The sequence below is a fragment of the Ensifer sp. 22460 genome (assembly GCF_052044935.1).
GTDB lineage: Bacteria > Pseudomonadota > Alphaproteobacteria > Rhizobiales > Rhizobiaceae > Ensifer.
In genome coordinates, this window is record NZ_JBQENZ010000031.1 from 34,996 (window position 1) to 57,801 (window position 22,806).

Genomic DNA, 22,806 nt, shown 5'->3' on the forward strand with positions numbered 1-22,806 from the left:
GCCGGCGATCGCCAGGCCGCCCCGACCGTTCGCACCCAGCAACTTGTCAAGGAGACCTGACCATGAAGGTCCTGGCGTTTCTTGCGGCTGCCTATGTCGCGCTCCTATCGCCATCTCTTGCCAGCGCGGGCATGCTTGCCCAGGCGCAGCAATACAAAGGCCTGCACGAGGTGAAGAACAACAAGACCCTTCGCGCAGCGCTCGGCATCAACCCGGCACGTACCCCCTGGTGCGGCCATTTCATGGGCATGGTTGCCCGCAAGTCCGGCCGCAGTCCACCGCAGAGCTTCGGCTTCGCCCGCTCGTGGCTTCGGTTCGGTGCACCGGTGAAGCTCGCCTATGCGCGCGCCGGCGATATTGTCGTCGTGCGCACCGGTCGTGGCTACCACGTCGGCATCCTGTCCGCGATGTCGAAGTCGACGGCCCAGTTGATCGGCGGCAATCAGTCCGGCGGCGTCAGGGTCTCGCAGTTCGCCCGGGGCCAGGTCGTCGGCGTCCGGCGCTAGAGCATCCCGCTTCAAGTGGAATCACTTGAAGCGGAAAGATGCTCTAGAAACAATGTGCTAGAGCGACCCTAGTGCGTTCATCTGAACGCACGGCGCTCTGGAGCGGCAAGCCAAGGGCGAGGAACCACTTCGCACCAGGCCTTGTGCCGGAGGGCCTAAAGCCCAACCCGGACCAGAGATCAGCATCGCCGCATCGGGCGGATCGCTGACGCGCGTCCTCACACAAGCGTCAGGCGCATTGCACAGCGCCGCTCTGGCGGAATGCCGTGAGCGCCCTCGTTTGCAAGGATCTGCGCGAGACGCGCGTCGAGTTCGTCCCCGGCAAGCGTAGCGAAGCCGAGTGTCAGATAGAAGTGCTCGTTCCATTTGAGATCGCGGAACGTCGTCAGCGTTACCGTGGCAAGCGAACGGGCGCGCGCATGCGCGATCGCAGCCAGCATCATGGCGCGCCCAAGCCCCCGGCCCTGGCTTTCCTCCAACACGGCAAGCTGCCAGATGTGCAGCGCGCCCTCTGCGCTCGCGGCACAAAGGAAGCCGAGCGGTCGATCCTGCTCGTCGACGGCCACCAGGGACAGGCCGGTGCGCAGGAAGTCGACATGAGCTTCCGCGGACTGGACATCGTCGTCGGCAATCCAGGCCAGGTCGGGGATGGTGCGAAAAAGCGCGCCGGAGGAGCGCTCTATGTCGGGCAGCAAAGCTGTATCGTCTTCACGTGTGGGTCGAATCAGGGTCATAGCGACCGCATCCTACAGCGCAGGCCGTCATAGGGGATGCGCGAAGTTCGCTGCCGCCCTTCAAAATCCCGAGAATCATTAGCCGGATAACGGAATATCGCTAGTCAGCGATCATATTCATGGCCTGCTCAAGCCCGGCCGCCGGACTCGACAGCGGCTGCGGTCCGTTGCGGACATGATCGGCGGTGCCGGCCATGGACGCCTGGGCCAGCGCAACGATGGAGGCTCCATCCTCATAGGCCGCTTCTGCCGCCTGGGCGATTCTGGCAAGGTAACCGTCACGGCTTCCCGCCTTGAACACGCCCAAGCACCCTCGACAAGGCGAACCTCGAGGGCAGCGCCGGAACGATGCGCCGCCGCGGCGAAAAACGCCGTGGTTGGTGCGACCGTTGTTTCCACCGCGCAAAGCGCTACCAGCTTGCCGCCGGTCGCGGCCGCTTTCTCCGCCAGCGCCGCATCGACGCGCAGGATCGGGACGGCAGTGGCCACCCCGGCCCTCACAACGCTCGGCCCGAGCGTCGAGCAGGTCAGCAGCACGGCGTCGGCCTTCGCCGCCAGCGCCGAGAGAACCGCCGCGGTCTGCTGCGTGATGTCCTCGGTCAGGCCGCCCGCTTCCTCCGCCGCGCGCAGCAGATCGGCGCGGACCGTATGGCGCTAGTTCGCGGAGGACAATCCAAGTTCGCGCGCAGCATTCTCGAAAACGGCGACGTTGCTGTCGGCCGTATGCAGGCAGGCGATGATCAATTCGCGGCCTTTGAATGACGAACGCCTGACCGCGCGGTTCTGACTTTGCGAAACTTGCACAATCGCCGCACGCCGGGAAGCGTCGCCGGACACAATCTGTCGTAGAGGCCACACGAACCGTCTATTTGCGCCTCCGGCCCAGCAATGGACACAAATCGGGGCAATTTATGCTTCTCGACTTTTCTAATTTAAGTTACGCTTATTTTCCTTCTGACCAGATGCCGCGGGAGGGGCTGCCCTCTTGGAACGGAAGCTCGCCGTGATCCTTGCTGCCGATGTCGCTGGCTACAGTCGCCTTGTCGCGATTGACGAGGAAGGTGCGCTCGCAACGCTTGCCACCTATTGTGCAACGATTTCAAGCCTTGTGACCGAGCATGGCGGGCGCATCTTCGGCGCCGCTGGCGATAGCCTTGTCGCGGAATTCCAGAGTGCAGTGCAGGCGGTTCGGGCAGCGGTCGCCATCCAGCGGACCCTGCAGCGGAGAAACGCCGACCTCGCGCCGGAGCGGCGCATGGAGTTCCGCATCGGCCTCAATCTCGGCGACGTCGTGGTCGACGGCGGCAACCTGCTCGGCGACGGGGTGAATGTGGCGGCGCGGCTGCAGCAGGTGGCGAAGCCGGCCGACATCTGCATCTCCGGTGCGTTGCACGACCAGATCGTCGGCAAGCTGGAGTTTCCCGTGCACCGGCTTGGCGATCGCGCGCTCAAGAACATGCCGCGCCCGGTGCCGGTGCACCGCGTCGACTGGCATGAGGACCCGGTGAGGCCGGATCTGCCCGGCATGCCGCTTGCCCTGCCCGACAAGCCGTCGATCGCCGTTCTGCCCTTCGTCAACATGTCCGGCGACCCCGAACAGGACTTCTTCGCCGACGGTCTGACCGAGGACATCATCACGGCGTTGTCGCTCTACCGCTGGTTCTTCGTCATCGCCCGCAACTCCTCTTTCGCCTACAAGGGCCGCGCCGTCGACGTCAAACAGATCGGCCGCGACCTCGGCGTGCGCTACATCGTCGAGGGCAGCGTGCGCCGCTCAGGCTCGCGCGTGCGCGTCACCGGACAGTTGATCGAGGCGGAAACCGGCATCCATCTCTGGGCGCAGCGCTACGAGCGCGAATTCGCCGACATTTTCGCCATCCAGGATGAGATCACCCAACATGTGGTCGCGGCGATCGAGCCGGAGATCCTGATTGGCGAAAACCGCCGGGCGCTGCTACGCGGCAGCGACAATCTCGACGCCTACGAATGCCACATGCGCGGCACGCTGCTGCATAATGCGCAGGACTCCGCCGCGCACTTCGACGACGCGATCGAGTGGCAACGCCGCGCGATCGCCCTCGACCCCGAATTCGGCCGCGCGCACATGATGCTGGCCCGCTCGCTGTTTGCCCGCTGCTATTTCGGCTTCAGCGACGACATTGACCGGGATAGCGCGGAGTTGGCGGCGGAGGCTGCGCGCGCCGTCGTGATCGAGGATCACGATCCCTATTGCCACTATGTCATGTGCCTCGCCAATTTCGCTGCCCGGCGGCCGCATGCCGCGGTCCAGGAAGCGCAACAGGCGATCGATCTCAACCCCAATTTTGCGCTCGCTCACATGGCGCTCGGTTGGGCGCGCATCTATATCGGCCGTTTCGCCGAGGCATTGGACCCGCTGCACAAGGCGCTGAGGCTGAGCCCGCACGATCCGCTGACCTACCTCTTCTTCAACCGCATCGCTCTCGCCCACTACCACCTCGGCAATTACGAGGAAGCGCTGCGTCACGCCGAACGGGCGCTGCTCCTGCGCCGCACCTATTTCAACCTGGTCATTCTGCTCGCCTGCCTTGGCCAGCTCGACCGCAACGAGGAAGCCCGCAGGATCGTTCCCGAGGCCGTCGCCAACGCGCCTGTCGATTTACCGCGCTACTGGCGCTTCTTCACCGGCTATGTCGACCCTGCCGACCACGCACATTTCAAAGACGGGCTCGTCAAGGCGGGCCTGCCCATCGTCCCGTAGGCCGCCATGACACGAGCCCAGCTGTTCGGCGTTCTCATCGGCCTCACAGTGGTGGCGTTCTTCACGGTCCTGCGCGCAAACGATCCGCAGCTTCTGAGGCAGGCGCGCGACGTCACCTTCGACGAATACCAGCGGATCGCGCCGCGCGGCTTCGAGACCATGCCGGTCAAGGTGATCGATATCGACGAGGCGTCGCTGCGTGAATTCGGCCAATGGCCCTGGCCGCGCGACCGCCTGGCGAATTTGACCAACCGGCTGACCGAGATGGGCGCGGCAGCGATTGCCTTCGACGTGCTCTTTGCCGAGCCCGACCGCCTGTCGCCGCGCACGGTCGTGCGCGACGTCGGCGGCGTCGATCCATCCTTCGTCGCAACCCTGCCCGATAATGACGAGATCTTTGCCCAGGCGATTCAAGACAAGCCGGTCGTGCTCGGTTTCGGCCTCACCAACGACGGCAGTTACCTGCCGTCGGTCAAGGCGGGCTTTGCCTTCACCGGCGAAACCGCTGCCGAGGCGCCGCCGCGCCTGCACGCCGCAACGCCGCTACGGCCCCAGCTCGAAGCCAACGCCGCCGGGCTCGGCCATATCAGCCTCAATCCCGGCTCCTCCTCCGCGGTGGTGCGGGCCGCACCGCTGTTCCTCAGCGACGGGCAGCAGTTCTACCCGAGCCTCGCCCTGGAGGCGCTGCGCGTGGCGCAGGGCGCCTCGACCTATGTGCTCGCCGCAGCACCCAACGTCGCCAACACGCTCACCGCCGTCAAGATCGGCGACTTCGTCGTGCCGCTCACCTCGACCGGCGAACTCTGGCTCTACGTCACGCCGGACACGACGGAGCGCTACATTTCCGCCCGGCGGGTTCTCACGGACGAAGCCTCCTCTCCGGACGTTCGCGCCGCGATCGAAGGCAGCATCGTCTTCATCGGCACGTCGGCTGCCGGACTGCAGGACGTGCGCACCACCGCGCTCGGGCAGAACGTGCCCGGCGTCTCCATCCATGCCCAGATCGTCGAGCAGATCCTCTCCGGCCGCTATCTGTCGCGTCCAGACTGGGCCGACGGGCTCGAAATCCTCTCGATCGCACTGGCCGGCACGCTGCTCGTGCTGTTGACCACTTTCGTCAGCCCCGTGGTGGCGCTGGTCTGCGGCCTCGCGGTCACGGTGTTGGGGCTCGCAGCCTCCTGGCTCGCCTTCTACTATGGCGGGCTGCTCGTCGATCCGCTGGCGCCGATCCTCGCCGCCTCGATCACCCATTTCTCCGCCACCGCCTATCGCTTCCTGGTGACGGATCGCGAACGACGCGAGGTCCGCCAGGCCTTCGGGCGCTATCTCTCGCCATCGCTGCTCTATCGCATCGAGCACACGCGCAATGCGCTGAGCCTTGGCGGCGACGACCGCGAGCTGACGGTGATGTTCGTCGACGTGCGCAGCTTCACCGAGATGAGCGAGCGCATGACGCCGACCGAGGTCGTCGCCTTCCTCAACACGCTGCTCGACGCGCTGAGCCGCCATGTGCTCGCCAATGAGGGCACGCTCGACAAGTTCATCGGCGATTCCATCATGGCCTTCTGGAACGCCCCGGTCGATGTGGTCAACCATCCGCAAAAGGCACTTCGCGCCGCGCTCGGCATGCGCGAGACCCTGGCCCGGCTGAATGCCGAAGACGCATTCGGTTTCGGCTCCGGCCATGAGGTGCGCATCGGCATCGGCATCCATACCGGGCTCGCCTGCGTCGGCAACATGGGTGCCGAAACCCGCTTCAACTATTCGGCGGTCGGCGACACCGTCAACATCGCGGCCCGCATCGAAGCGGCCTGCAAGGACGTCAACTTCGACGTGCTCGTGTCGGAAGCGACGGCTGAGGCATTGCCGAATTGCGCGCTGCTGGATGCGGGAAGCCTGGGCCTCAAGGGAAAGACGACGCGAACCCGGCTTTTCGCGGTCGCCGGAGACGAGAACCTCGCCGCCTCGCCCGCCTTCGCGGAATTGCGGCTGCTGCATGACCGGCTCGTCTCGGTGCTACGCACGCGCGCGACCTCGAGCCGCAGCATCATCAACGCAGCGAAGCTGAAGTCTGCCGCCCTGGCACCGGGCCTGGTCGGCTTCTACGCCCGGATGTCGCGCCGATCGGAGCATTTCGCCGAAACGCCGGTCGAAGACGCCAAGCGCCCGGCGGAGTGAAACGTGCCGGACCTCAGCCGCAGACGACCGACCGGCACATCGCCTCGACCTGGGCTCTCGGATCGTTCGCAAAGCTTTGATTTGTCGTTGGTTGAGCGCCGGCCCGCTTGTGCCTAGCGACAGGTCGTTGCCGACGCATCGCGAACGCTGCGCCGAAAGCGTTGGCAAACGACAGGCCGTCAGCGGCGCACACGGTCGGCGCTCAATTCTGGCTTTGGGTCTGGCTCTGGCTTTGGCTCTGTTCCTGGCGCTGCGTTCCACCGCCCTGTTGCGACTGTTCCTGCCGCTGTTCCTGTTCCTGGCGTTGGCTGCCCTGGCCCTGCCCTTGTTCCTGCTCCTGCCGCTGGGACTGTTCCTGCCGTTGGCCACCCTGTCCTTGTCCCTGTTCCTGGCGCTGCTCCTGCCGCTGCCGCTGGCTCTGTCCGCTCTGCTGCTGCCGCTGCCTTTGTTCCTGGCGCTGCGTCCTGGGTATCAGCGGTATTGGTTGACGCTGCTCGACGGCGGGGGGTTGCACAGTTTGCGGTTGGCGTTCGAGATCCTCCTGGAACACCGCCGCAAGGCTGCAGCCACCCCCCGCCCAGCCCAGCGCTCCGGACAGTCGTTGCCCACCGGAGAGGAAAGGAAGGGCTTGCGCATTGCCTAGTGATTTCAATGTATTGCGACTGACTCTTCTCGGATCGCTGATGCCGCCGCCAGGCTTGGCGACGACGCAGTCGCAACGCTGCGTCAATTGCCGGCAGCCGCCGGCGCCACAGAAGCTTGCGGCGCCGCTGAGCAGCACGACGGCGGTGGTGCCGTCGCGGCCGACATAAAAATCGAAGGCGGTGCCGCGAACGCCGATCGTGCCGGCCGGCGTGACGATTTGATAGGCGGAGTGCCCGGACTTGCCGCTGATCCAGCGGAACGTGCCCTTCGCGGCCATGATCGTCAGTTTCTTCACCGACTTGGCATCGTCATAGACGAACTTGTCGATGACCACCGACGAGCCCCAGCCGACCGCAAGCTTGGTGCCATCCTGGAAGACGAACTGGCCGAGACCGGACTTCGATGTCGAAATCCGTTCGTCCTTGTAGACCGGGTCCTTGACCGCGATCGGACCGCGTGCGCCGCTGACTGACGTGCGAATCTGCACCGCCTGGCCGACAGGTTCGGCGGCGATGGTCGGACTGAATGTCACGGCACAAAACGCGATGAGTGCGGCACCACGCAAGCAGAACATGGCACCCTCCAAAGTGCTATTGTTATCACGTCACAGGGATTTATGTCTTGTCGCCCAATCGGGGTAAGGCCATGCCGCAATCGTAAGAGTTAGGTGGTCATGGCCGCTTGCCCAGTCGCGGCCATTGGAGGCAATCGGCGGCGTGCGCGAAAGGTACCGAGCGTCAGGCGGCCTGCCGGTTCGTCAGTCATTGTGATGACTGCGCCCCTTCTGATGGCCCTTGTTCTGATGGTCGTTGGCATGTTCGAGCACATCCTTGTGGTTGGCATCCTCGCCGCGGATATCCGGATGTTTCATCTCCCAGTGGCGATTGCGGTAGCCTTCTTCCTGCACAGGCTTCTGAGGTTTTTCCTCCGGCTTCTGAGGTTTCTCCTCCGGCTTGTGCGGCCTCTCCTCGGGCTTCGGTTTTTCCTCGGGAGGCCTTTCTTCGACGGCGGGGGGTTGCACAGTTCGCGGTTGGCGTTCGAGATCCTCCTGGAACACCGCCGCAAGGCTGCAGCCGCCCCCCGCCCAGCCCAGCGCTCCGGACAGTCGTTGCCCACCGGAGAGGAAAGGAAGGGCTTGTGCATTGCCTAGCGATTTCAATGTATTGCGACTGACCCTTCTCGGATCGCTGATGCCGCCGCCCGGCTTGGCGACGACGCAGTCGCAACGCTGCGTCAATTGCCGGCAGCCGCCGGCGCCACAGAAGCTTGCGGCGCCGCTGAGCAGCACGACAGCGGTCGTGCCGTCGCGGCCGACATAAAAATCGAAGGCGGTGCCGCGAACGCCGATCGTGCCGGCCGGCGTGACGATTTCATAGGCGGAGTGCCCGGACTTGCCGCTGATCCAGCGGAACGTGCCCTTGGCGGCCATGATCGTCAGCTTCTTCACCGACTTGGCATCATCGTAGACGAATTTGTCGATGACCACGGACGAACCCCAGCCGACCGCAAGCTTGGTGCCATCCTGGAAGACGAACTGGCCGAGACCGGACTTCGATGTCGAAATCCGTTCGTCCTTGTAGACCGGGTCCTTGACCGCGATCGGACCGCGTGCGCCGCTGACTGACGTGCGAATCTGCACCGCCTGGCCGACAGGTTCGGCAGCGCTGACAGGAAGCGGTTGGCAAAACGCAGCACAAATCGAGATGAGTGCGGCGCCACGCAAGTAGAACATGGCACCCTCCAAAGTGTTATTGTTATCACGCTGCAGGGATTTATGTCTTGTCGCCCAATTGGAGTAACGTAACGGCACATCGCAACCGTAAGAGTTATATCAACGAGCCAGTCCGGCTCGTCGCGGTTGAGGCAAGCGTGACCCGGCCGTCGGCCCGAGTGGTGGCGCTGCCACTCGTTGGGCGCCCAGTCGTCCGCAAATTCAACGCCACGCCCCTGCCGTTTCGCGTGCAAAGTTGTCGCCGAAGCACTGCGAAATGTTGCCTTTTTGTACTCACTCGCCCCTTTTCTTTCGACCGGACTCTCGCCATATTCCCCGCCATGACCAAAGCTCCGAAGAATGCCCCGCCGAAGCCCTCCACGCCGTCCGGTTTCGAAGAAGCGCCGCAGGCGCCCTTGTCCGGCACCCCGCTCAGCGGCAACGTCTCGGATTGGGTGAAGCAGCTCGAGGCGGATGCGGAAGCCTCCGCTTTCGAAACCCAGCGTCAGATCGCCTCCAAGGCCGGCAAGCACCGCAAGACGGTAGAGATCGCCGCCTCCAAGGCGGCGCGCAAGGCCGCGGGCGCAGATGACGAAGCACAGCCGAAGAAGGCCGGGAAGAAGAGCAAGGTCGAGATCGTCGGCAGCAAGTCCGCGCGCGGCACGTCGATGGGCGGCTCGACCGACCCGAAGACCCGCGCCGCCGCCGGCCTCAACCCGGTCGCCGGCCTCGACGTGTCGCTGGAAGATGCCGACAGGCTGACGGCCAAGTCCGGCGTCACCGCCACGGTGGAGGCGCTTTCGGCGCTGATCGAAAGCGGCAACCCGCTGTTCAAGGACGGCAAGCTCTGGACGCCACACCGCCCGGCCCGGCCGCCGAAATCCGAAGGCGGCGTCGAGATCCAGATGGTCTCGGACTACGAACCCGCCGGCGACCAGCCGACGGCGATTGCCGATCTGGTCGAGGGCCTGACCTCCGGCGAGCGCAGCCAGGTGCTGCTCGGTGTCACCGGCTCGGGCAAGACCTTCACCATGGCCAAGGTGATCGAGGCGACGCAACGTCCCGCCGTCATCCTGGCGCCGAACAAGACGCTCGCCGCCCAGCTCTATTCCGAGTTCAAGAACTTCTTCCCCAACAACGCGGTCGAATATTTCGTTTCCTACTACGACTACTACCAGCCGGAAGCCTATGTGCCGCGTTCGGATACCTTCATCGAGAAGGAATCCTCGATCAACGAACAGATCGACCGCATGCGCCACTCGGCCACCCGCTCGCTGCTGGAGCGCGACGACTGCATCATCGTCGCGTCTGTCTCGTGCATCTACGGTATCGGCTCGGTCGAGACCTATACCGCCATGACCTTCCAGATGAGCGTCGGCGACCGGCTCGACCAGCGGCAACTGCTCGCCGACCTGGTGGCGCAGCAGTACAAGCGCCGCGACATGGATTTCCAGCGCGGCTCTTTTCGCGTGCGCGGGGATACCATCGAGATTTTCCCGGCCCACTTGGAGGATGCCGCCTGGCGCATCTCCATGTTCGGCGACGAGATCGACGCGATCACCGAATTCGACCCGCTGACCGGCCAGAAGACCGGTGATCTGAAATCGGTGAAGATCTACGCCAACTCGCACTATGTCACCCCGCGCCCGACGCTGAACGGCGCCATCAAGGCGATCAAGGAAGAGCTGGTGCACCGCCTCGCCGAACTGGAAAAGGGCGGCCGTCTGCTCGAAGCGCAGCGGCTGGAACAGCGCACCCGCTATGACATCGAGATGCTGGAGGCGACCGGCTCCTGCGCCGGCATCGAGAACTATTCGCGCTACCTCACCGGCCGCAATCCCGGCGAGCCGCCGCCGACGCTGTTCGAATACATCCCCGACAACGCGCTGCTGTTCATCGACGAGAGCCACGTCTCCGTCAGCCAGATCGGCGGCATGTATCGCGGCGACTTCCGCCGCAAGGCGACGCTGGCCGAATACGGCTTCCGCCTGCCTTCCTGCATGGACAACCGCCCCTTGCGCTTCGAGGAATGGGACGCGATGCGCCCGGACACGATCGCTGTTTCGGCCACCCCCGGCTCATGGGAACTGGAACAATCCGGCGGCGTCTTTGCCGAACAGGTCATCCGCCCGACCGGCCTGATCGACCCGCCGGTGGAAGTGCGCTCGGCGAAAACCCAGGTCGACGACGTCTTGGGCGAAATCCGCGAGACCGCCGCCGCCGGCTACCGCACGCTCGTCACCGTGCTCACCAAGCGCATGGCCGAAGACCTCACCGAATACCTGCACGAACAGGGCATTCGCGTGCGCTACATGCACTCCGACATCGACACGCTGGAACGCATCGAGATCATCCGCGACCTGCGCCTCGGCGCTTTCGACGTGCTCGTCGGCATCAACCTGTTGCGCGAGGGCCTCGACATTCCCGAATGCGGCTTCGTCGCCATTCTCGATGCCGACAAGGAAGGCTTCCTGCGCTCCGAGACCTCGCTGGTGCAGACCATCGGCCGCGCTGCCCGTAACGTCGACGGCAAGGTCATCCTCTATGCCGACCAGATCACCGGCTCGATGCAGCGCGCCATGGACGAGACCAGCCGCCGCCGCGAAAAGCAGATGGCCTTCAACGAGGCCAACGGCATCACCCCGGAATCGGTAAAGGCTAAGATCTCCGACATCCTCGACTCGGTCTACGAGAAGGACCACGTCCGCGCCGACATCTCCGGCGTCGCCGGCAAGGGCTTTGCCGACGCCGGCCACCTCGTCGGCAACAACCTGCAGGCACACCTCAACGCGCTCGAAAAACAGATGCGCGACGCCGCCGCCGACCTCGACTTCGAAAAGGCCGCCCGCCTGCGCGACGAGATCAAACGCCTCAAGGCCGCCGAACTGGCTGCGATGGACGACCCGATGGCACGGGAAGAGGCAAGGTCGCAGGAAGGAACGGACAGAGCGAAGCGCAGCGGACAAGCGTCCGCCGCCGGTCGTCCGGCGCCCCGTGCGGAGGCCAGCCCAAAGGGCGGTGCGGCCGTGAGCACAGAACAAAACGAAAAGTCCCTCTTCCAGAAACCCCACCTCGATGACATGGGCCGCGACGTCGCGACACCCGCCGGCGCGGACCGGTCGCTGTTCCGCCGGAACACCCTGGACGAAATGACCGTTGGCCGCACCGAAAAGCCTGTCATCGGTCACGTCCCCGAAAAACCGATCCTCACGCGGGCAAAGCCGGGCGTCGGATCGTACGAGGATCCGGCGGACGAGAAGCGACAGAAGGGCCGGACGAAGGGGAAAACGGGGCGGCCGGGGCGGTAGGCGACGCGCAGGTGGCGGCTGAGTATACTTCGCTATCGTTCTTCTTATTCACCGCATACACAGGTAACATTATCGCATCGAGAATCAACGTGAGGCTGCACCGATTCAGCCACCGAAATGGGATCACAGTGGGCGTTTAGTGAAGATCGGGCGAAATCACCCATGTCTGTGTGGCAGCGGCAAGAAGTTCAAGCGGTGCCACGGTTCGTATGAAGCACCCGACTCGCTTGGGTCAAGCAAGGCGTCTCATGTGGCTGCAGAAGCTGCACGGCGAACCGCCGCCAAGCAAAAGCTTCGCGAGCGCCAACAGGGGCGCGGAAAAGGAATTATTTCAGCAAAGTTGGGGGACCGCCGATTCGTAGCAGTCGGGAACAAACTTCTGCAGTCTCCTAAGTGGAAGACGTTCTTAGACTTCCTGTTTGACTACATGAGGATCAAACTAGGCACTGACTGGGCAAATGAAGAACTAAAAAGAGAACTCTCTCAACGCCACCCAATCATGCAGTGGTATGACGCCGTAGCCAAGACCCAATCCCTTGAAAGGAAGGGGTGTCAGGCAGGGGTGGTGAAGTCATATTTGATGAATGGAGCTATAATATGCTTTATGGGAACCGCATATAATCTTTATCTTCTTGAACACAACGCTGAACTTCAAGAGCGCTACATCAAGAGGCTGCTTGATAAAAAGAACTTTCAAGGAACATACTACGAACTCATTGTTGCCGGAATTCTGCTGCGCGCCGGTTTCCGTCTCGAACTCGAGGACGAAGCCAACAATGCCACGAAGCATTGCGAGTTCTCCGCAGTATCGCAAACGACCGGACAGAAATACTGGGTCGAGGCCAAGATGCGATCCGTCGAGGGTATATTGGGGAAGTCAAAAAATGATGGAGTAAAGGCCACAGATCGAGACGCGACGCGAAATCTAACGACGCACTTGAACTCTGCATTGCAGAAACCGGCTTACGATCAAAGATTGATCTTCATTGACCTCAACGCCGAAATAGTGAACCCAGATTCCTTACCTGACTGGTTTAACAAGGCTGTTAAGCGCTTGGATGCGAAAGAAAGGGATTTAAAGGAAGGCCACGACGCCTACGTTTTTGTTACGAACCTTCCGTTTCATAGATATTTGGGAGCAACTTCCATCGCTAGGCAAGCTCTTGCCTATGGCCTTGGGATATCTGATTTCAGTAAGCCGGCCACCAGATCGCTCAGGGAAACCTATCATCTTAAGCAGAAGCACATTGATGGGCATGAAATCATGGGAGCCATCCGTGATTATCCGGTGTTTCCGGATACATTCGATGGTTCGCTTCGTTCCGACGAAAGCGGTCTCAACATCAAGATTGGCGAAAGTTATTTGTTCTCAGATTTAGGCGAGCCGCCTGGCACCATTGGCACGGTAACCGCCGCGGCCGTGAATGAAGACAAATCTGAGGCGATGGTGGCCGTGACCACACTGGATGGGAAAAATATGATTCTTTCCCAGAAACTAACCGGCGAACAGTTGGACGACTACCGAAAGTTTCCTGATCTGTTTTTCGGAGAGCAAAGCTCGAACGGCGGCAATATCGAGGACCCACTGCAATTATTTGAATTTCTTCTGAAGACATACTCGAAGTCGACTAGGGAAAAATTGCTGGAGTTTATGAGTGTCGGTTCGTACGCAGTCGATTTAAAGGCCCTGTCGCAACCTGAATTGGCCGAACTTTATTGCGAACGTCTAGCGCTCAACTTCTTCGTCCAACATGCTCCGGAAGTGTTAAACCGACATCCAAGATAGCAAATAGCGCACCTGCGCCAATGAAGACCGCCACAGACGAGAGCGTCGGCCTCCGGTTGTAGCGGGCATTGCGTGGTTAAGTCTTTGAAGCGGCTAACGATGGCCACCCACCCTTGCCGCCTCCCCCATTCCCCGCTACAACCAAACGATGATCAAGACCGCGCTCATCGCTGCCACCTATTATGCGACGTCTCCATAGGGAGCGGCGCGTTTCGATCATGCCTTGAAACAAGCCGCCGTCAGGCGGCTTTGTTTTGTTCAGTGCTCCCTGGCGGCAATGCCATGGAGAGCCCTAATGACCCATTCCGACAGCCCCACCGATGCCTTTCAGCCGCGTTCGGCGATCACCCGGACGCTGGTCGAGCGCGGTTATGTCAACCAGGTGACCGACCTTGCGGGCGTCGACAGCGCTTTTGCGGCCGGGATCGTGCCGGTTTATGCCGGCTTCGATGCGACGGCGGACAGTCTGCATGTCGGCCATCTCATGCCGATCATGGCGCTTCGGCGGCTGCAGCAGGCGGGCCACAAGCCGATCGTGCTGATCGGCAGCGGCACCACGCGGATCGGCGATCCGAGTTTTCGCTCGGCGGCGCGGCCTATGCTGTCGGAGGAGGAGATATCAGCCAATGTCGCCGGCATCCGCAAAGTGTTCGAGCGGCTGCTGACCTTCGGCGACGGGCCGAGCGATGCTCTCATGGTCAACAATGCCGACTGGCTGGACCGGATGGCCTGGATCAACATGCTGCGGGACGTCGGCAAACATTTCTCCGTCAACCGCATGCTCTCCTTCGACAGCGTCAAGACGCGGCTGGAGCAGCAGGAGAACCTGAGCTTTCTCGAGTTCAACTACATGATCCTGCAGGCGGTCGATTACCTCGAACTGTTCCGCCGCACCGGCTGCCGGCTGCAGCTCGGCGGCGGCGACCAGTGGGGCAACATCGTCGGTGGCGTCGACCTGGTGCGCCGCATCGAGGGCGCGGAGGTCTTCGGCATGACCACGCCGCTTCTGACGACGGCCTCGGGCGTCAAGATGGGCAAGACGGCGGCCGGAGCCATCTGGGTGAACGAGGACCGCCTATCGCCCTACGACTACTGGCAGTTCTGGCGCAACGCCGAGGATGCCGATGTGGTGCGCTTCCTCAAACTGTTCACCGATCTTCCGCTCGACGAGATCGAAAGGCTGGGTCGCACCGAGGGCGCGGCCCTCAACGCGGTGAAGGAGCGCCTCGCCAGTGAGGCAACGACGCTGGCGCATGGGCCGGAGGCAGCCCGGCGGGCGCAGACGACGGCGCGGCAGGCATTCGGCGAAGGTGAAGCGGCCGAGGGGCTGCCGACGGTCGTGCTGAGTGATGCCGAGCGCCTGAAGGGCATAGGTCTCGTTGACCTCGTGGTGCGGGCAGGACTGGCCTCATCGAAGGGCGAGGCACGGCGGGCAATCGCCGGGCGCGGTGTCCGCCTGGACGGAGAAGTCGTTGAGGATGCGGAGACAATCGTCTCACTCGGCGAGCATCCGGTTCGGCTCTCGCTTGGCCGCAAGCGCCATGCCGTGGTGAAGTAGCGCGGCGATCACGCGTCCCACCGCGCGCATTCCCATGCCTGTCACAGGCATCCCCCTGCCGCGCTGCGGCGGGGGATGCGCCGACCGATACGAGAAAGTCTTCGTTATGGCTCGGGATCTCTCGCCGCGCGGACGCGCGGCGGCTGGATCTCTGTGACAAGCACAGAGATGAGGGTGGACAGGATTGCCGCTACGAAGATCGTTGCCCCAAGGGAACCGGATTCCAGGGATGAAAATTCCGCAGGCGCAGGAAATCTCGGGCACCCGGAGCCACAAGATTCGGCGTCACAACGGCATCTGACGAAGTGCCGCGGCCGCGTCACCACCTCGCTCATTCCTGTGCTTGTCACAGGAATCCAGCCGCGCCGCGTCGGCGGCGCGAGGGGATGCGTTGCCCCGAATGCGCAAGCACCCAGCGTGCCGGCTCGGCATACCCCGCCGCGCGGACGTGCGGCTGCTAGATCTCTGTGACAAGCACAGAGATGAGGGGCGAGCGGGCTGTGACCGCTAAGATCGCCGCTCCGGAGGGAGGTGCTCAGGGGCGTGGACACAAGCGCGCGGTCATAAGGGCGCGGTCATAAGGGCGTGCCCAAAGGCGCGCGCGTTTGCGGGTGCCGCTACTGTTTCACCCGGGCGACGCTACCGCCGGTCAGCCCGCAGCAACCACCCTCGCCTCCGGCCGCACCTCGTCATCGCCGCCAAACTCCTCGCCCCACTTGCAGAGAGCCGCCGCCGCCACGTTCAGCGCCGCGCCGCGTTCGGTCAGCGCGTACACCACCTTTGGCGGGATTTCCGGATAGGTGGTGCGGCTGACGAGGCCGTCGGCCTCCAATTCACGCAACTGCTGCGCCAGCATCTTCTCGCTGATTAAAGGGATCGCCTGGCGCAGGCGGCCGAAGCGGCGGGCGGCCTTGCCGAGTTCGCAGAGAATATCGACCTTCCACTTTCCCTCGATCGCCCTGAGCGCGGTGGCAAAGCCGCAGTTTTCCATTGGTGTCGTCACGTCATCCTCCCTTACGTCGCGGTAAGCACTTACCATCCGGTGCGTATTGCGACCCGGGCCGCCCACCTTACGTCTGAACCGCGACGACAACCGCGTCGCTGTGGAAATCAGGGCGGGATAAGGGTGCAGGCGCCCTTCCCGCGCCATGGATATGGAGACTGGGAATGCAACCTGCAATCAGCGTATTGGGAATGGGGCGCATGGGAACGGCGCTGGCGTATGCGCTTCTCAAGGCCGGGCACCCGACGACGGTGTGGAACCGCACGCCGGCAAAGGCGGCGCCGCTCGCTGCCGCCGGGGCCGAGGTGGCGGCAAGCGTGCGCAATGCGGTCGCCGCATCTGAGGTCGTCATCGTCAATGTCAGCGACTACCAGGCGACGCAAAGCCTTCTGCGCGACAAGGAGGTCGCCGGTGCCCTCGAGGGCAGACTGATCATCGAACTCACGTCAGGCACGCCCGATGGTGGCCGCGAGGCGCACGGCTGGGCGCAGCGGCAGGGTGCCCGCTATCTCGACGGCGCGATCCTGGCGACGCCGGACTTCATCGGCACCGAGGCGGGCACGCTGCTTGTCTCCGGCCCTTCAGGTGTTTTCGAGGAAAGCCGTAACGTGCTCGGCGCCCTCGGCGGCAATGTCCAGTTCATCGGCGAGGATCCGGGCCTCGCCAATGCGCTCGACAGCGCCGTGCTGGCGCTGATGTGGGGCGCATTGTTCGGCGCGCTGCAGTCGATCGCCGTTTGCCGGGCCGAGGCGATCGATCTCGGCGTGCTGGCAAGACAATGGACGGCGACGGCGCCGGTGGTTGAGGGGCTCGTCTCCGACCTCATCAAACGCAGCGCCGCCGGGCGCTATGACGCTGATGCCGAAACGCTCTCGTCCGTATCGCCGCATTACAGCGCGTTTCACCATTTGGTCGACCTGATGGAAGCCCGCGGCATCGACCGCACGATCACTGGGGGATACGAGGCGATCTTCCGCCGGGCGATCGAGGCCGGCCACCTGCACGACGATTTCGCATCGCTGTCGCAGTTCATGGGGCAGCCGGCGTAAGTCGAAAGGCGCGCTGGGGGCTTGGCTCCCCAAGGCGAGGCAGCACGAGCCGCCGAGCCTCACTTGGCAATCCCCGCGCCGCTGCCCACTGCTGCCGGTCTGAGCACCCCAACCAAAGCCTTGCCGTCGGTGAAATAGGGATCGCCGCCGCCGTTGCGGCCGGTCTTGGTGGCACCGACGCCGGGGACTTCGTAGGTCGACGAAACCTGCCCCGCCTTCTTGAGGTCGCCGATCACCAGATCGCGTTCGGCATCGAGATCGGGACCGATGTGGTGGGTGATCTGGCCGGTGTCGTGGCTCAATCCCACGCCGCGGTCGAAGCTCGCCGAACCGAGCCAGAGCGGGCCATCGCCCTCGGCAGGCGTCGGGGTCTGCCAGAAGCGCACATGGTTGCGCTGGTCGGCGCTGCGGCCGACCGGCTTCTCGAAGGCCAGATCCTGCTTGCGCCCCTCGTAGAACAGCGGACTGACAGGCGCATCGAGATCCGGGCGGTCGAGCACGACGCTGAGGCCGATGTCGACGGACGATCGCAGCGTGACCTTGTCGGCGGCATCCCAGCCTGCGGCGTTAAAGGCGCGGATGATCTGCTCCTTGGAGCCGACCAGCCCGACATTGATCGGATCACCGGGAATGCCCTGCTCCGTGGATGTCACCATGGGATTGAGCGGAACCTTCCGGCGGTCATCGTGGAAGAGCCATAGCTCCGGGACCAGGAAATAGCTGACCGCGAGGTAGGCGGCGAGCACGATCCCCAGAAGAAGAAAGGCAACGCGCATGTTCAAGCGACGGCTCATGCCACTCTCCTTCGCTCAGGCTCAACGGAGGTCCCGCGCCCGCCGGGACAGACGGAGACTATGACACCGACTGGGGCCGCTGCACAGCGGCGCCGCGAAGGCGAATGCCGTCAGCGGGGACGGCGATCACGCGAGGCGGGAGGGCGCTATTCGGCCGCGTGCGCCTTAATCTCCAGCGCCTCCAGCTCGTAGCTGTAGCCTTCCAGCATCTCATAGGCCTGCTCGATCGTCTTGATCTGCTCGTCGGCATTCTTGATTGCCTCGGCGATCGACCGCGAGCGGGCGCGCAGCATCGAGCCGAGCACGTCGGTCTCCGGCCGGCGGCCGAGACGGTCCAGGTGCTTGCGCACGCGGGCGCGGTGGCGCTCGAGCTCGAGAATATGGAAGCGGCTCTTGACGATATCGTCGGAGAGCTTGCGCCGCATGGCGGCGACAGGATCGAAAGTACCCGGCTCGCGCTCGTCGAGAATGAACTCGTTGACCAGCGTTTCCAGCATCATCAGCCCCTTGAGGTCGCGCGGATCGGCAAGCTGCGGATCGTAGCCGGTGTCGTCATAGACCTTGCGGCGCACCGGATCCTTGAGCAGCTCATAGGCCACCTGCAGCCGCGCAAACTGTTCGGGATCGCCGCCGGAATCCGGATGCGCCGATTTCGCCGCCTTGCGATAGGCGCTGCGGATCGCCTGATTGTCGGCGTCGCGTTCCAGTCCAAGCAATTCGTAAGGGTCGATCACGCTGTCCCCACTTCGTCTGTCATTTCCGCCACCCGGTCGAGCCAGCCGGCGCATTCTCTGGGCGACACTTCGCCCAGTCTTCCCGGTTATTCGCCCGGCCAAGGCGACTTAGTCGTCCAGGCTAGGCGACCTTCGTCCGCTCCATGCGGAATGTCGGCCCGTCGCCTTTGCCAGTGGCTACGCCATCGCCAGCGAAGACGGAACCAACCTTCGGTAAAGCCTGCGCGTTATCCCGAAGATGTGCAAGCCTCGGGCACGCGGTGCCCCGTTGAGACAGTCATCCACTGAGATCCGCGACCGGCCTCGTCGGCGGCGCGCACGTTCGGTCGCGGTCGGGACGAAATTGTGTCGAGAAACGGACCGTCCCCGATTTTTCTGCCGGAGGCGTGAATGGAGTGGCGAGAACCGGCCAAAGCCTTGCAAAGCCTGACACTCCGTGCCTTGATGCGTCGCACAAGGCGCTTGCCTTTTTCTGCAAATCCTGTCACTTCTTGCGCCGTTCGGGCGATTTCTATCCCGGAGACTGGACTTTCCACTGCGCCCGGCCTCGTGCCGGGACCGCCGGCATCGGCACCGTAGACGTCTTTTCCCCGAATCGTGACCACTCGACGCCTTTCCGCTTGCAAGCGGAAGACGAGATGCCCACATCCCCTCGGGGGCGCGGGCAACGCAAATTGACTGAAGGAAAAGGACTTCTTCCATGGCCACCAAGGGCATCGTAAAATTCTTCAACCAGGACAAGGGCTTCGGCTTCATCACGCCGGATGGCGGCGCGAAGGACGTGTTCGTACACATCTCCGCCGTTCAGGCCGCTGGCCTCGCAACGCTCAAGGATGGCCAGCAGGTCACCTTCGACACCGAGCCGGATCGCATGGGCAAGGGCCCGAAGGCCGTCAACATCCAGGCTGCCTAAGCCGGATCGTCCAGTCGGGCATTCATTTGGAAACGGCGCTCCGCAAGGGGCGCCGTTTTCGTTTGGGGGATGTCGGCGGCAGAGGCGAAGGCCCGGGTGTCCCGATAGGTGCCGGAGCTATGAGCTCTGCCATTGCGCCTTATAGGCGGCCACATGATCCGGAAAGAGTTCCTCGTACAATGGGGAACCGATACCGAGGATCGTTACTTCGATTTCGCCCATCTCTTCGAAGTAGTCCTCAATGTAGGCGCCGCCAACTGACGGGATAGTCGTTTCGCCAAGCTTTACGATGATAACGCTGTCTTCGGTGATCATATCGCGGTGATATGCACTTGTCGGCAAAAGCTGCCCAAACGCAACGCCCATTGGGGCATCGCCATTCTCGAATGCCGTGTGCCCAATGAGCTGACCGTCGACGCAGATCGCAAACCGCCTCATTCGATTTTCTCGCTCGCGCAACGGCCCTCTACTCAGCCGCCTGCTTCGCCGCTGTGGCCTCGAAGACCGCGCCGAAGGCGGCGTGGATTACCTCAGGCCCCGCCCCCTTGCGCGTCGCATCGGCGGAAAGCAACTGCCGATAGCGCCGCGCGCCCGGCCAGCCCTGGAACAGGCCGACCATATGGCGCGTCACGTGGATCAGGCGGCCGCCATTGGCGATATGCGCGGCGGCGTAGTCCGCCATCACGTCACGAACATCCGCCCAGAAATCGAGATCGAGGCGATGGCCGCGCTCGGAGAACGCACCGACCTCCTGTGCCGCCGGCGCTGCCCCGGTCAGCGGATGCGGGAAATGCCCATCCGCCGCCGTCAGCATGGCGCTGTCGTGATAGGCCGCACGGCCGAGCATGACGCCGTCCAGATGCTGCAACTGCTCAAGCGCCTGACTCAATGTCTGAAGGCCGCCATTGATACCGATGAAAAGATTGGGATTTTCCTGCTTCAGCCGATGCACGAGACCATAGTCGAGCGGCGGGATCTCGCGGTTCTCCCTCGGGCTCAGGCCCTGCAGCCAGGCCTTGCGCGCATGCACCCAGACGGCATCCGTGCCGGCGTCGACCACCTGCGCAACGAGGGTCCGCAGCGCCACTTCCGGGTCCTGATCGTCGACGCCGATGCGGCATTTGACCGTGACCGGGATCTTCACTGCCGCCTTCATCGCCGCAACGCAGGCAGCGACCGTCTCCGGCTCCTGCATCAGGCAGGCACCGAAGGTGCCGGATTGCACCCGGTCCGACGGGCAGCCGACATTCATGTTGATCTCGTCATAGCCGAAGTCTTCGGCGATAACAGCCGCCTCCGCCATCTTCCGGGGATCGCTGCCGCCAAGCTGAAGCGCGACCGGATGCTCGGAAGCATCAAAGCCAAGCAGCTTCTGCTTGTCGCCGCGCAGGATCGCATCGGCGACGATCATCTCCGTATAGAGCAGCGCATGCCGCGACAGTTGCCGCGCAAAGAACCGGTAGTGCCTGTCCGTCCAGTCGATCATAGGCGCCACGGCGAAAACCGGTGCGTTGAAATAGTGACGGTTGCCCGGATTTCCGGGCTGTGCGCGGCCTTCTGCCATGCTCGATCAGCTCTCGTTATTCTGGTTTTGCGCGCCGGCGCTACACTGTAGCACTCACGGCAGATTTGCAGCACTGGCGCCCGCTTGGCGCCAAAGCCCCCAGATGGGACGGCGCCTTATACAGTGCAACGCCGAAGAATGCGAGACCGTCTCGAACGACACGGCCCAGCCCCCGATTCTCGCCCCCTGCAATGCGGTGATGACCGCATGACGGCCCCCTATCCGATTGATATTGCAGCCGCGCGACACGCCGGATACAACCTGCGCGGCAACGACACATGGGGAACAACGAATGCTGAAATACCTCTCTCTCGCACTGGCCGCTCTTGCGCTCTCCGGCTGCCAGCCGCCGGCGCCGGAATCCGTTCTGGCGACGCAAAAACCGCCGTCGGCAGCGGTGCGCAAGGAGTATGTTGCAGTGATGCGGGCCATCGACGCCAAGGGCGCCCAGTTCAAGATGGCTGAGATATCGAGTGTGGTCTTGCTCAATCCGGAAGCCAAGATCTATGCCTTTTGTGTCCGCTTCAGGGAAACCCGTATCCAGGAGGTATTGCAGGTCGGCGGTTATGCCTTGCGCGATGGGCAGATCGTCGACTCGAGCTCGTACGATTCCCGTTGCGGCGACAAGCGACTGCGCTGGTACGACTTCCCGGAGCTTCGCTCGATGCGGAGCTGATGGGATCACCACTCGAGCCGCGGCAGAGCGCCTCAGCGAGGAGCGCTCGCCCTCCGCCCCCCCAGCCGGCAACCTGGTTTCCATTTTGTTAAGCAGAATCTCCGATTGTTCCGCTTTGACATGATCGTCGTCGGAGCGAAGACATGAGCTACGATTGGAGCGGCGCACGGCGCCGGCGGACAATAGCGACCGTCATAGGGGCAGCGTTCCTTCTGGCGGCGCTGGCCGCCACGGTTGCCGCGGCGGTGGCCGGCAGTATCTTCTGAGATACCCCTTTTGGTGAGGCAGGCGGCCAAGGCCGCCTGCCTGTATTTGAAGAACCAACGCCGGACCGAACCGCTTGCCGAACTCGGGCCAATTTGCCTTCTTCGTCGGGAAATGATCGCCTTTCGCTGCAACCAGCAAGCGAAGGAATCATACGATGTCGAAATCCCCCGACGAAATGAGCAATGAAGAGCTGCGCCTCCATGGCGACGCGGCCGAGCTTGGGCAATTGTCGATCTTGAGTGCGACGGTCGCGGCTCTCGTCATGCAGGCCGGAGACAAACAGGCGATCGTCGATTCCATCGCCAATTGCCTCGCCGATCTCAAGGCCGCCTGGCAGAACGAAACGGATGCGAGCTCTTTTGGCGAAGCGGCGATGGCCGGCGCGCAGGCGTCCGCCAATCTCTTTCTCTACTTCGCAGGCCCGCCCGCGCGGCACGACGCGTGACGCGATCCGCCGTCACGACCGCTTCCCGGACTTGACAGAAGCGACCGAAGGCGATTACAGCGCCGCGCGTCTATCGAGATGCCAGCGGTCGCTGTCCAGGAACCTGCTCCCTAGTTTCGCCCATCAATCGATTCCGAACTAAGGATTTGCACGGTAAGGCAGTGCCCCCTGTATCGATACAGTTGACAGGAAAAA

At 63.3% G+C, this 22,806-nt stretch carries 21 protein-coding genes and 1 pseudogene; 13 read left to right on the forward strand and 9 right to left on the reverse strand.

Going from position 1 to position 22,806, the window contains the following annotated elements; genetic code table 11:
• Positions 1–62 precede the first annotated feature (62 nt).
• Positions 63–506: a TIGR02594 family protein gene (locus ACTJKM_RS29845; protein WP_057248812.1), complete on the forward strand. Its 444-nt coding sequence runs from the start codon at positions 63–65 to the stop codon at positions 504–506.
• Positions 507–724: 218 nt separating this feature from the next.
• Here the strand turns inward: ACTJKM_RS29845 and ACTJKM_RS29850 are convergent, their stop codons facing one another.
• Complete coding sequence (locus ACTJKM_RS29850) at positions 725–1,240, reverse strand: GNAT family N-acetyltransferase (RefSeq protein WP_058328865.1); 516 nt, start codon at positions 1,238–1,240, stop codon at positions 725–727.
• Positions 1,241–1,340: 100 nt separating this feature from the next.
• A complete protein-coding gene (locus tag ACTJKM_RS29855) occupies positions 1,341–1,547 on the reverse strand; it encodes a hypothetical protein (protein ID WP_245296221.1) in 207 nt (68 codons plus the stop codon).
• Positions 1,548–1,588: 41 nt separating this feature from the next.
• Between ACTJKM_RS29855 and ACTJKM_RS29860 the strand changes: the two genes are divergently transcribed.
• The 3 genes from ACTJKM_RS29860 (at position 1,589) to ACTJKM_RS29870 (ending at position 6,158) form a co-directional block, all read left to right on the forward strand.
• On the forward strand, positions 1,589–2,002 hold the full coding sequence (locus ACTJKM_RS29860) for a hypothetical protein (protein ID WP_245296222.1): 414 nt from the start codon (positions 1,589–1,591) through the stop codon (positions 2,000–2,002).
• A gap of 223 nt (positions 2,003–2,225) precedes the next feature.
• Complete coding sequence (locus tag ACTJKM_RS29865; RefSeq protein ID WP_058328866.1) at positions 2,226–3,980, forward strand: adenylate/guanylate cyclase domain-containing protein; 1,755 nt, start codon at positions 2,226–2,228, stop codon at positions 3,978–3,980.
• 6 nt (positions 3,981–3,986) lie between these two features.
• The gene (locus ACTJKM_RS29870; RefSeq protein ID WP_057248809.1) at positions 3,987–6,158 is read left to right on the forward strand and encodes a CHASE2 domain-containing protein; all 2,172 of its coding nucleotides are present in this window, start codon (positions 3,987–3,989) and stop codon (positions 6,156–6,158) included.
• A gap of 202 nt (positions 6,159–6,360) precedes the next feature.
• Here ACTJKM_RS29870 and ACTJKM_RS29875 read toward each other — a convergent pair whose 3' ends face one another.
• Positions 6,361–7,377, reverse strand: coding sequence for a FecR family protein (locus tag ACTJKM_RS29875; RefSeq protein WP_440661546.1), 1,017 nt, complete (start codon positions 7,375–7,377; stop codon positions 6,361–6,363).
• Between the two features lie 183 nt (positions 7,378–7,560).
• Positions 7,561–8,535 carry a FecR family protein gene (locus ACTJKM_RS29880; RefSeq protein ID WP_058324037.1) on the reverse strand — a complete coding sequence of 325 codons (975 nt, stop codon included), beginning with the start codon at positions 8,533–8,535 and terminating at the stop codon, positions 7,561–7,563.
• Positions 8,536–8,855: 320 nt separating this feature from the next.
• On the opposite strand from ACTJKM_RS29880, the gene uvrB reads away from it, so the two are divergent.
• The 4 genes and pseudogenes from uvrB (at position 8,856) to tyrS (ending at position 15,166) form a co-directional block, all read left to right on the forward strand.
• A complete protein-coding gene (gene uvrB, locus ACTJKM_RS29885; protein ID WP_058328717.1) occupies positions 8,856–11,822 on the forward strand; it encodes an excinuclease ABC subunit UvrB in 2,967 nt (988 codons plus the stop codon).
• 139 nt (positions 11,823–11,961) lie between these two features.
• Positions 11,962–12,027: pseudogene (locus tag ACTJKM_RS29890) on the forward strand (SEC-C metal-binding domain-containing protein); the annotation flags it as partial.
• 45 nt (positions 12,028–12,072) lie between these two features.
• Positions 12,073–13,608, forward strand: a complete 1,536-nt coding sequence (locus ACTJKM_RS29895) for a hypothetical protein (protein WP_245296205.1) — start codon at positions 12,073–12,075, stop codon at positions 13,606–13,608.
• A gap of 295 nt (positions 13,609–13,903) precedes the next feature.
• A complete protein-coding gene (gene tyrS / locus ACTJKM_RS29900) occupies positions 13,904–15,166 on the forward strand; it encodes a tyrosine--tRNA ligase (protein ID WP_440661547.1) in 1,263 nt (420 codons plus the stop codon).
• Between the two features lie 649 nt (positions 15,167–15,815).
• On the opposite strand, the gene ACTJKM_RS29905 is transcribed toward tyrS, so the two are convergent.
• Positions 15,816–16,169, reverse strand: coding sequence for a winged helix-turn-helix transcriptional regulator (locus ACTJKM_RS29905; RefSeq protein WP_280938121.1), 354 nt, complete (start codon positions 16,167–16,169; stop codon positions 15,816–15,818).
• 164 nt (positions 16,170–16,333) lie between these two features.
• On the opposite strand from ACTJKM_RS29905, the gene ACTJKM_RS29910 reads away from it, so the two are divergent.
• The gene (locus ACTJKM_RS29910; protein WP_063893400.1) at positions 16,334–17,218 is read left to right on the forward strand and encodes an NAD(P)-dependent oxidoreductase; all 885 of its coding nucleotides are present in this window, start codon (positions 16,334–16,336) and stop codon (positions 17,216–17,218) included.
• A gap of 59 nt (positions 17,219–17,277) precedes the next feature.
• On the opposite strand, the gene ACTJKM_RS29915 is transcribed toward ACTJKM_RS29910, so the two are convergent.
• Positions 17,278–18,012: an LssY C-terminal domain-containing protein gene (locus ACTJKM_RS29915; RefSeq protein WP_058328720.1), complete on the reverse strand. Its 735-nt coding sequence runs from the start codon at positions 18,010–18,012 to the stop codon at positions 17,278–17,280.
• Between the two features lie 146 nt (positions 18,013–18,158).
• Positions 18,159–18,800 (reverse strand): J domain-containing protein, encoded by a 642-nt coding sequence (locus ACTJKM_RS29920; protein ID WP_156436965.1) that lies wholly within the window; start codon positions 18,798–18,800, stop codon positions 18,159–18,161.
• A 646-nt stretch (positions 18,801–19,446) separates the two neighbouring features.
• On the opposite strand from ACTJKM_RS29920, the gene ACTJKM_RS29925 reads away from it, so the two are divergent.
• Positions 19,447–19,659 (forward strand): cold-shock protein, encoded by a 213-nt coding sequence (locus ACTJKM_RS29925; RefSeq protein ID WP_034788487.1) that lies wholly within the window; start codon positions 19,447–19,449, stop codon positions 19,657–19,659.
• A 117-nt stretch (positions 19,660–19,776) separates the two neighbouring features.
• On the opposite strand, the gene ACTJKM_RS29930 is transcribed toward ACTJKM_RS29925, so the two are convergent.
• The gene (locus ACTJKM_RS29930; RefSeq protein ID WP_058328722.1) at positions 19,777–20,097 is read right to left on the reverse strand and encodes a hypothetical protein; all 321 of its coding nucleotides are present in this window, start codon (positions 20,095–20,097) and stop codon (positions 19,777–19,779) included.
• Between the two features lie 28 nt (positions 20,098–20,125).
• The gene (gene dusA / locus ACTJKM_RS29935) at positions 20,126–21,223 is read right to left on the reverse strand and encodes a tRNA dihydrouridine(20/20a) synthase DusA (RefSeq protein WP_058328723.1); all 1,098 of its coding nucleotides are present in this window, start codon (positions 21,221–21,223) and stop codon (positions 20,126–20,128) included.
• Between the two features lie 292 nt (positions 21,224–21,515).
• Here dusA and ACTJKM_RS29940 point away from each other — a divergent pair, with 292 nt between their 5' ends.
• The 3 genes from ACTJKM_RS29940 to ACTJKM_RS29950 all read left to right on the forward strand — a co-directional run bounded on the left by ACTJKM_RS29940 (position 21,516) and on the right by ACTJKM_RS29950 (position 22,611).
• On the forward strand, positions 21,516–21,899 hold the full coding sequence (locus ACTJKM_RS29940; RefSeq protein ID WP_440661550.1) for a hypothetical protein: 384 nt from the start codon (positions 21,516–21,518) through the stop codon (positions 21,897–21,899).
• A 143-nt stretch (positions 21,900–22,042) separates the two neighbouring features.
• A complete protein-coding gene (locus ACTJKM_RS29945) occupies positions 22,043–22,165 on the forward strand; it encodes a hypothetical protein (protein ID WP_255570991.1) in 123 nt (40 codons plus the stop codon).
• A gap of 155 nt (positions 22,166–22,320) precedes the next feature.
• A complete protein-coding gene (locus tag ACTJKM_RS29950) occupies positions 22,321–22,611 on the forward strand; it encodes a hypothetical protein (RefSeq protein WP_156436966.1) in 291 nt (96 codons plus the stop codon).
• Positions 22,612–22,806 lie beyond the last annotated feature (195 nt).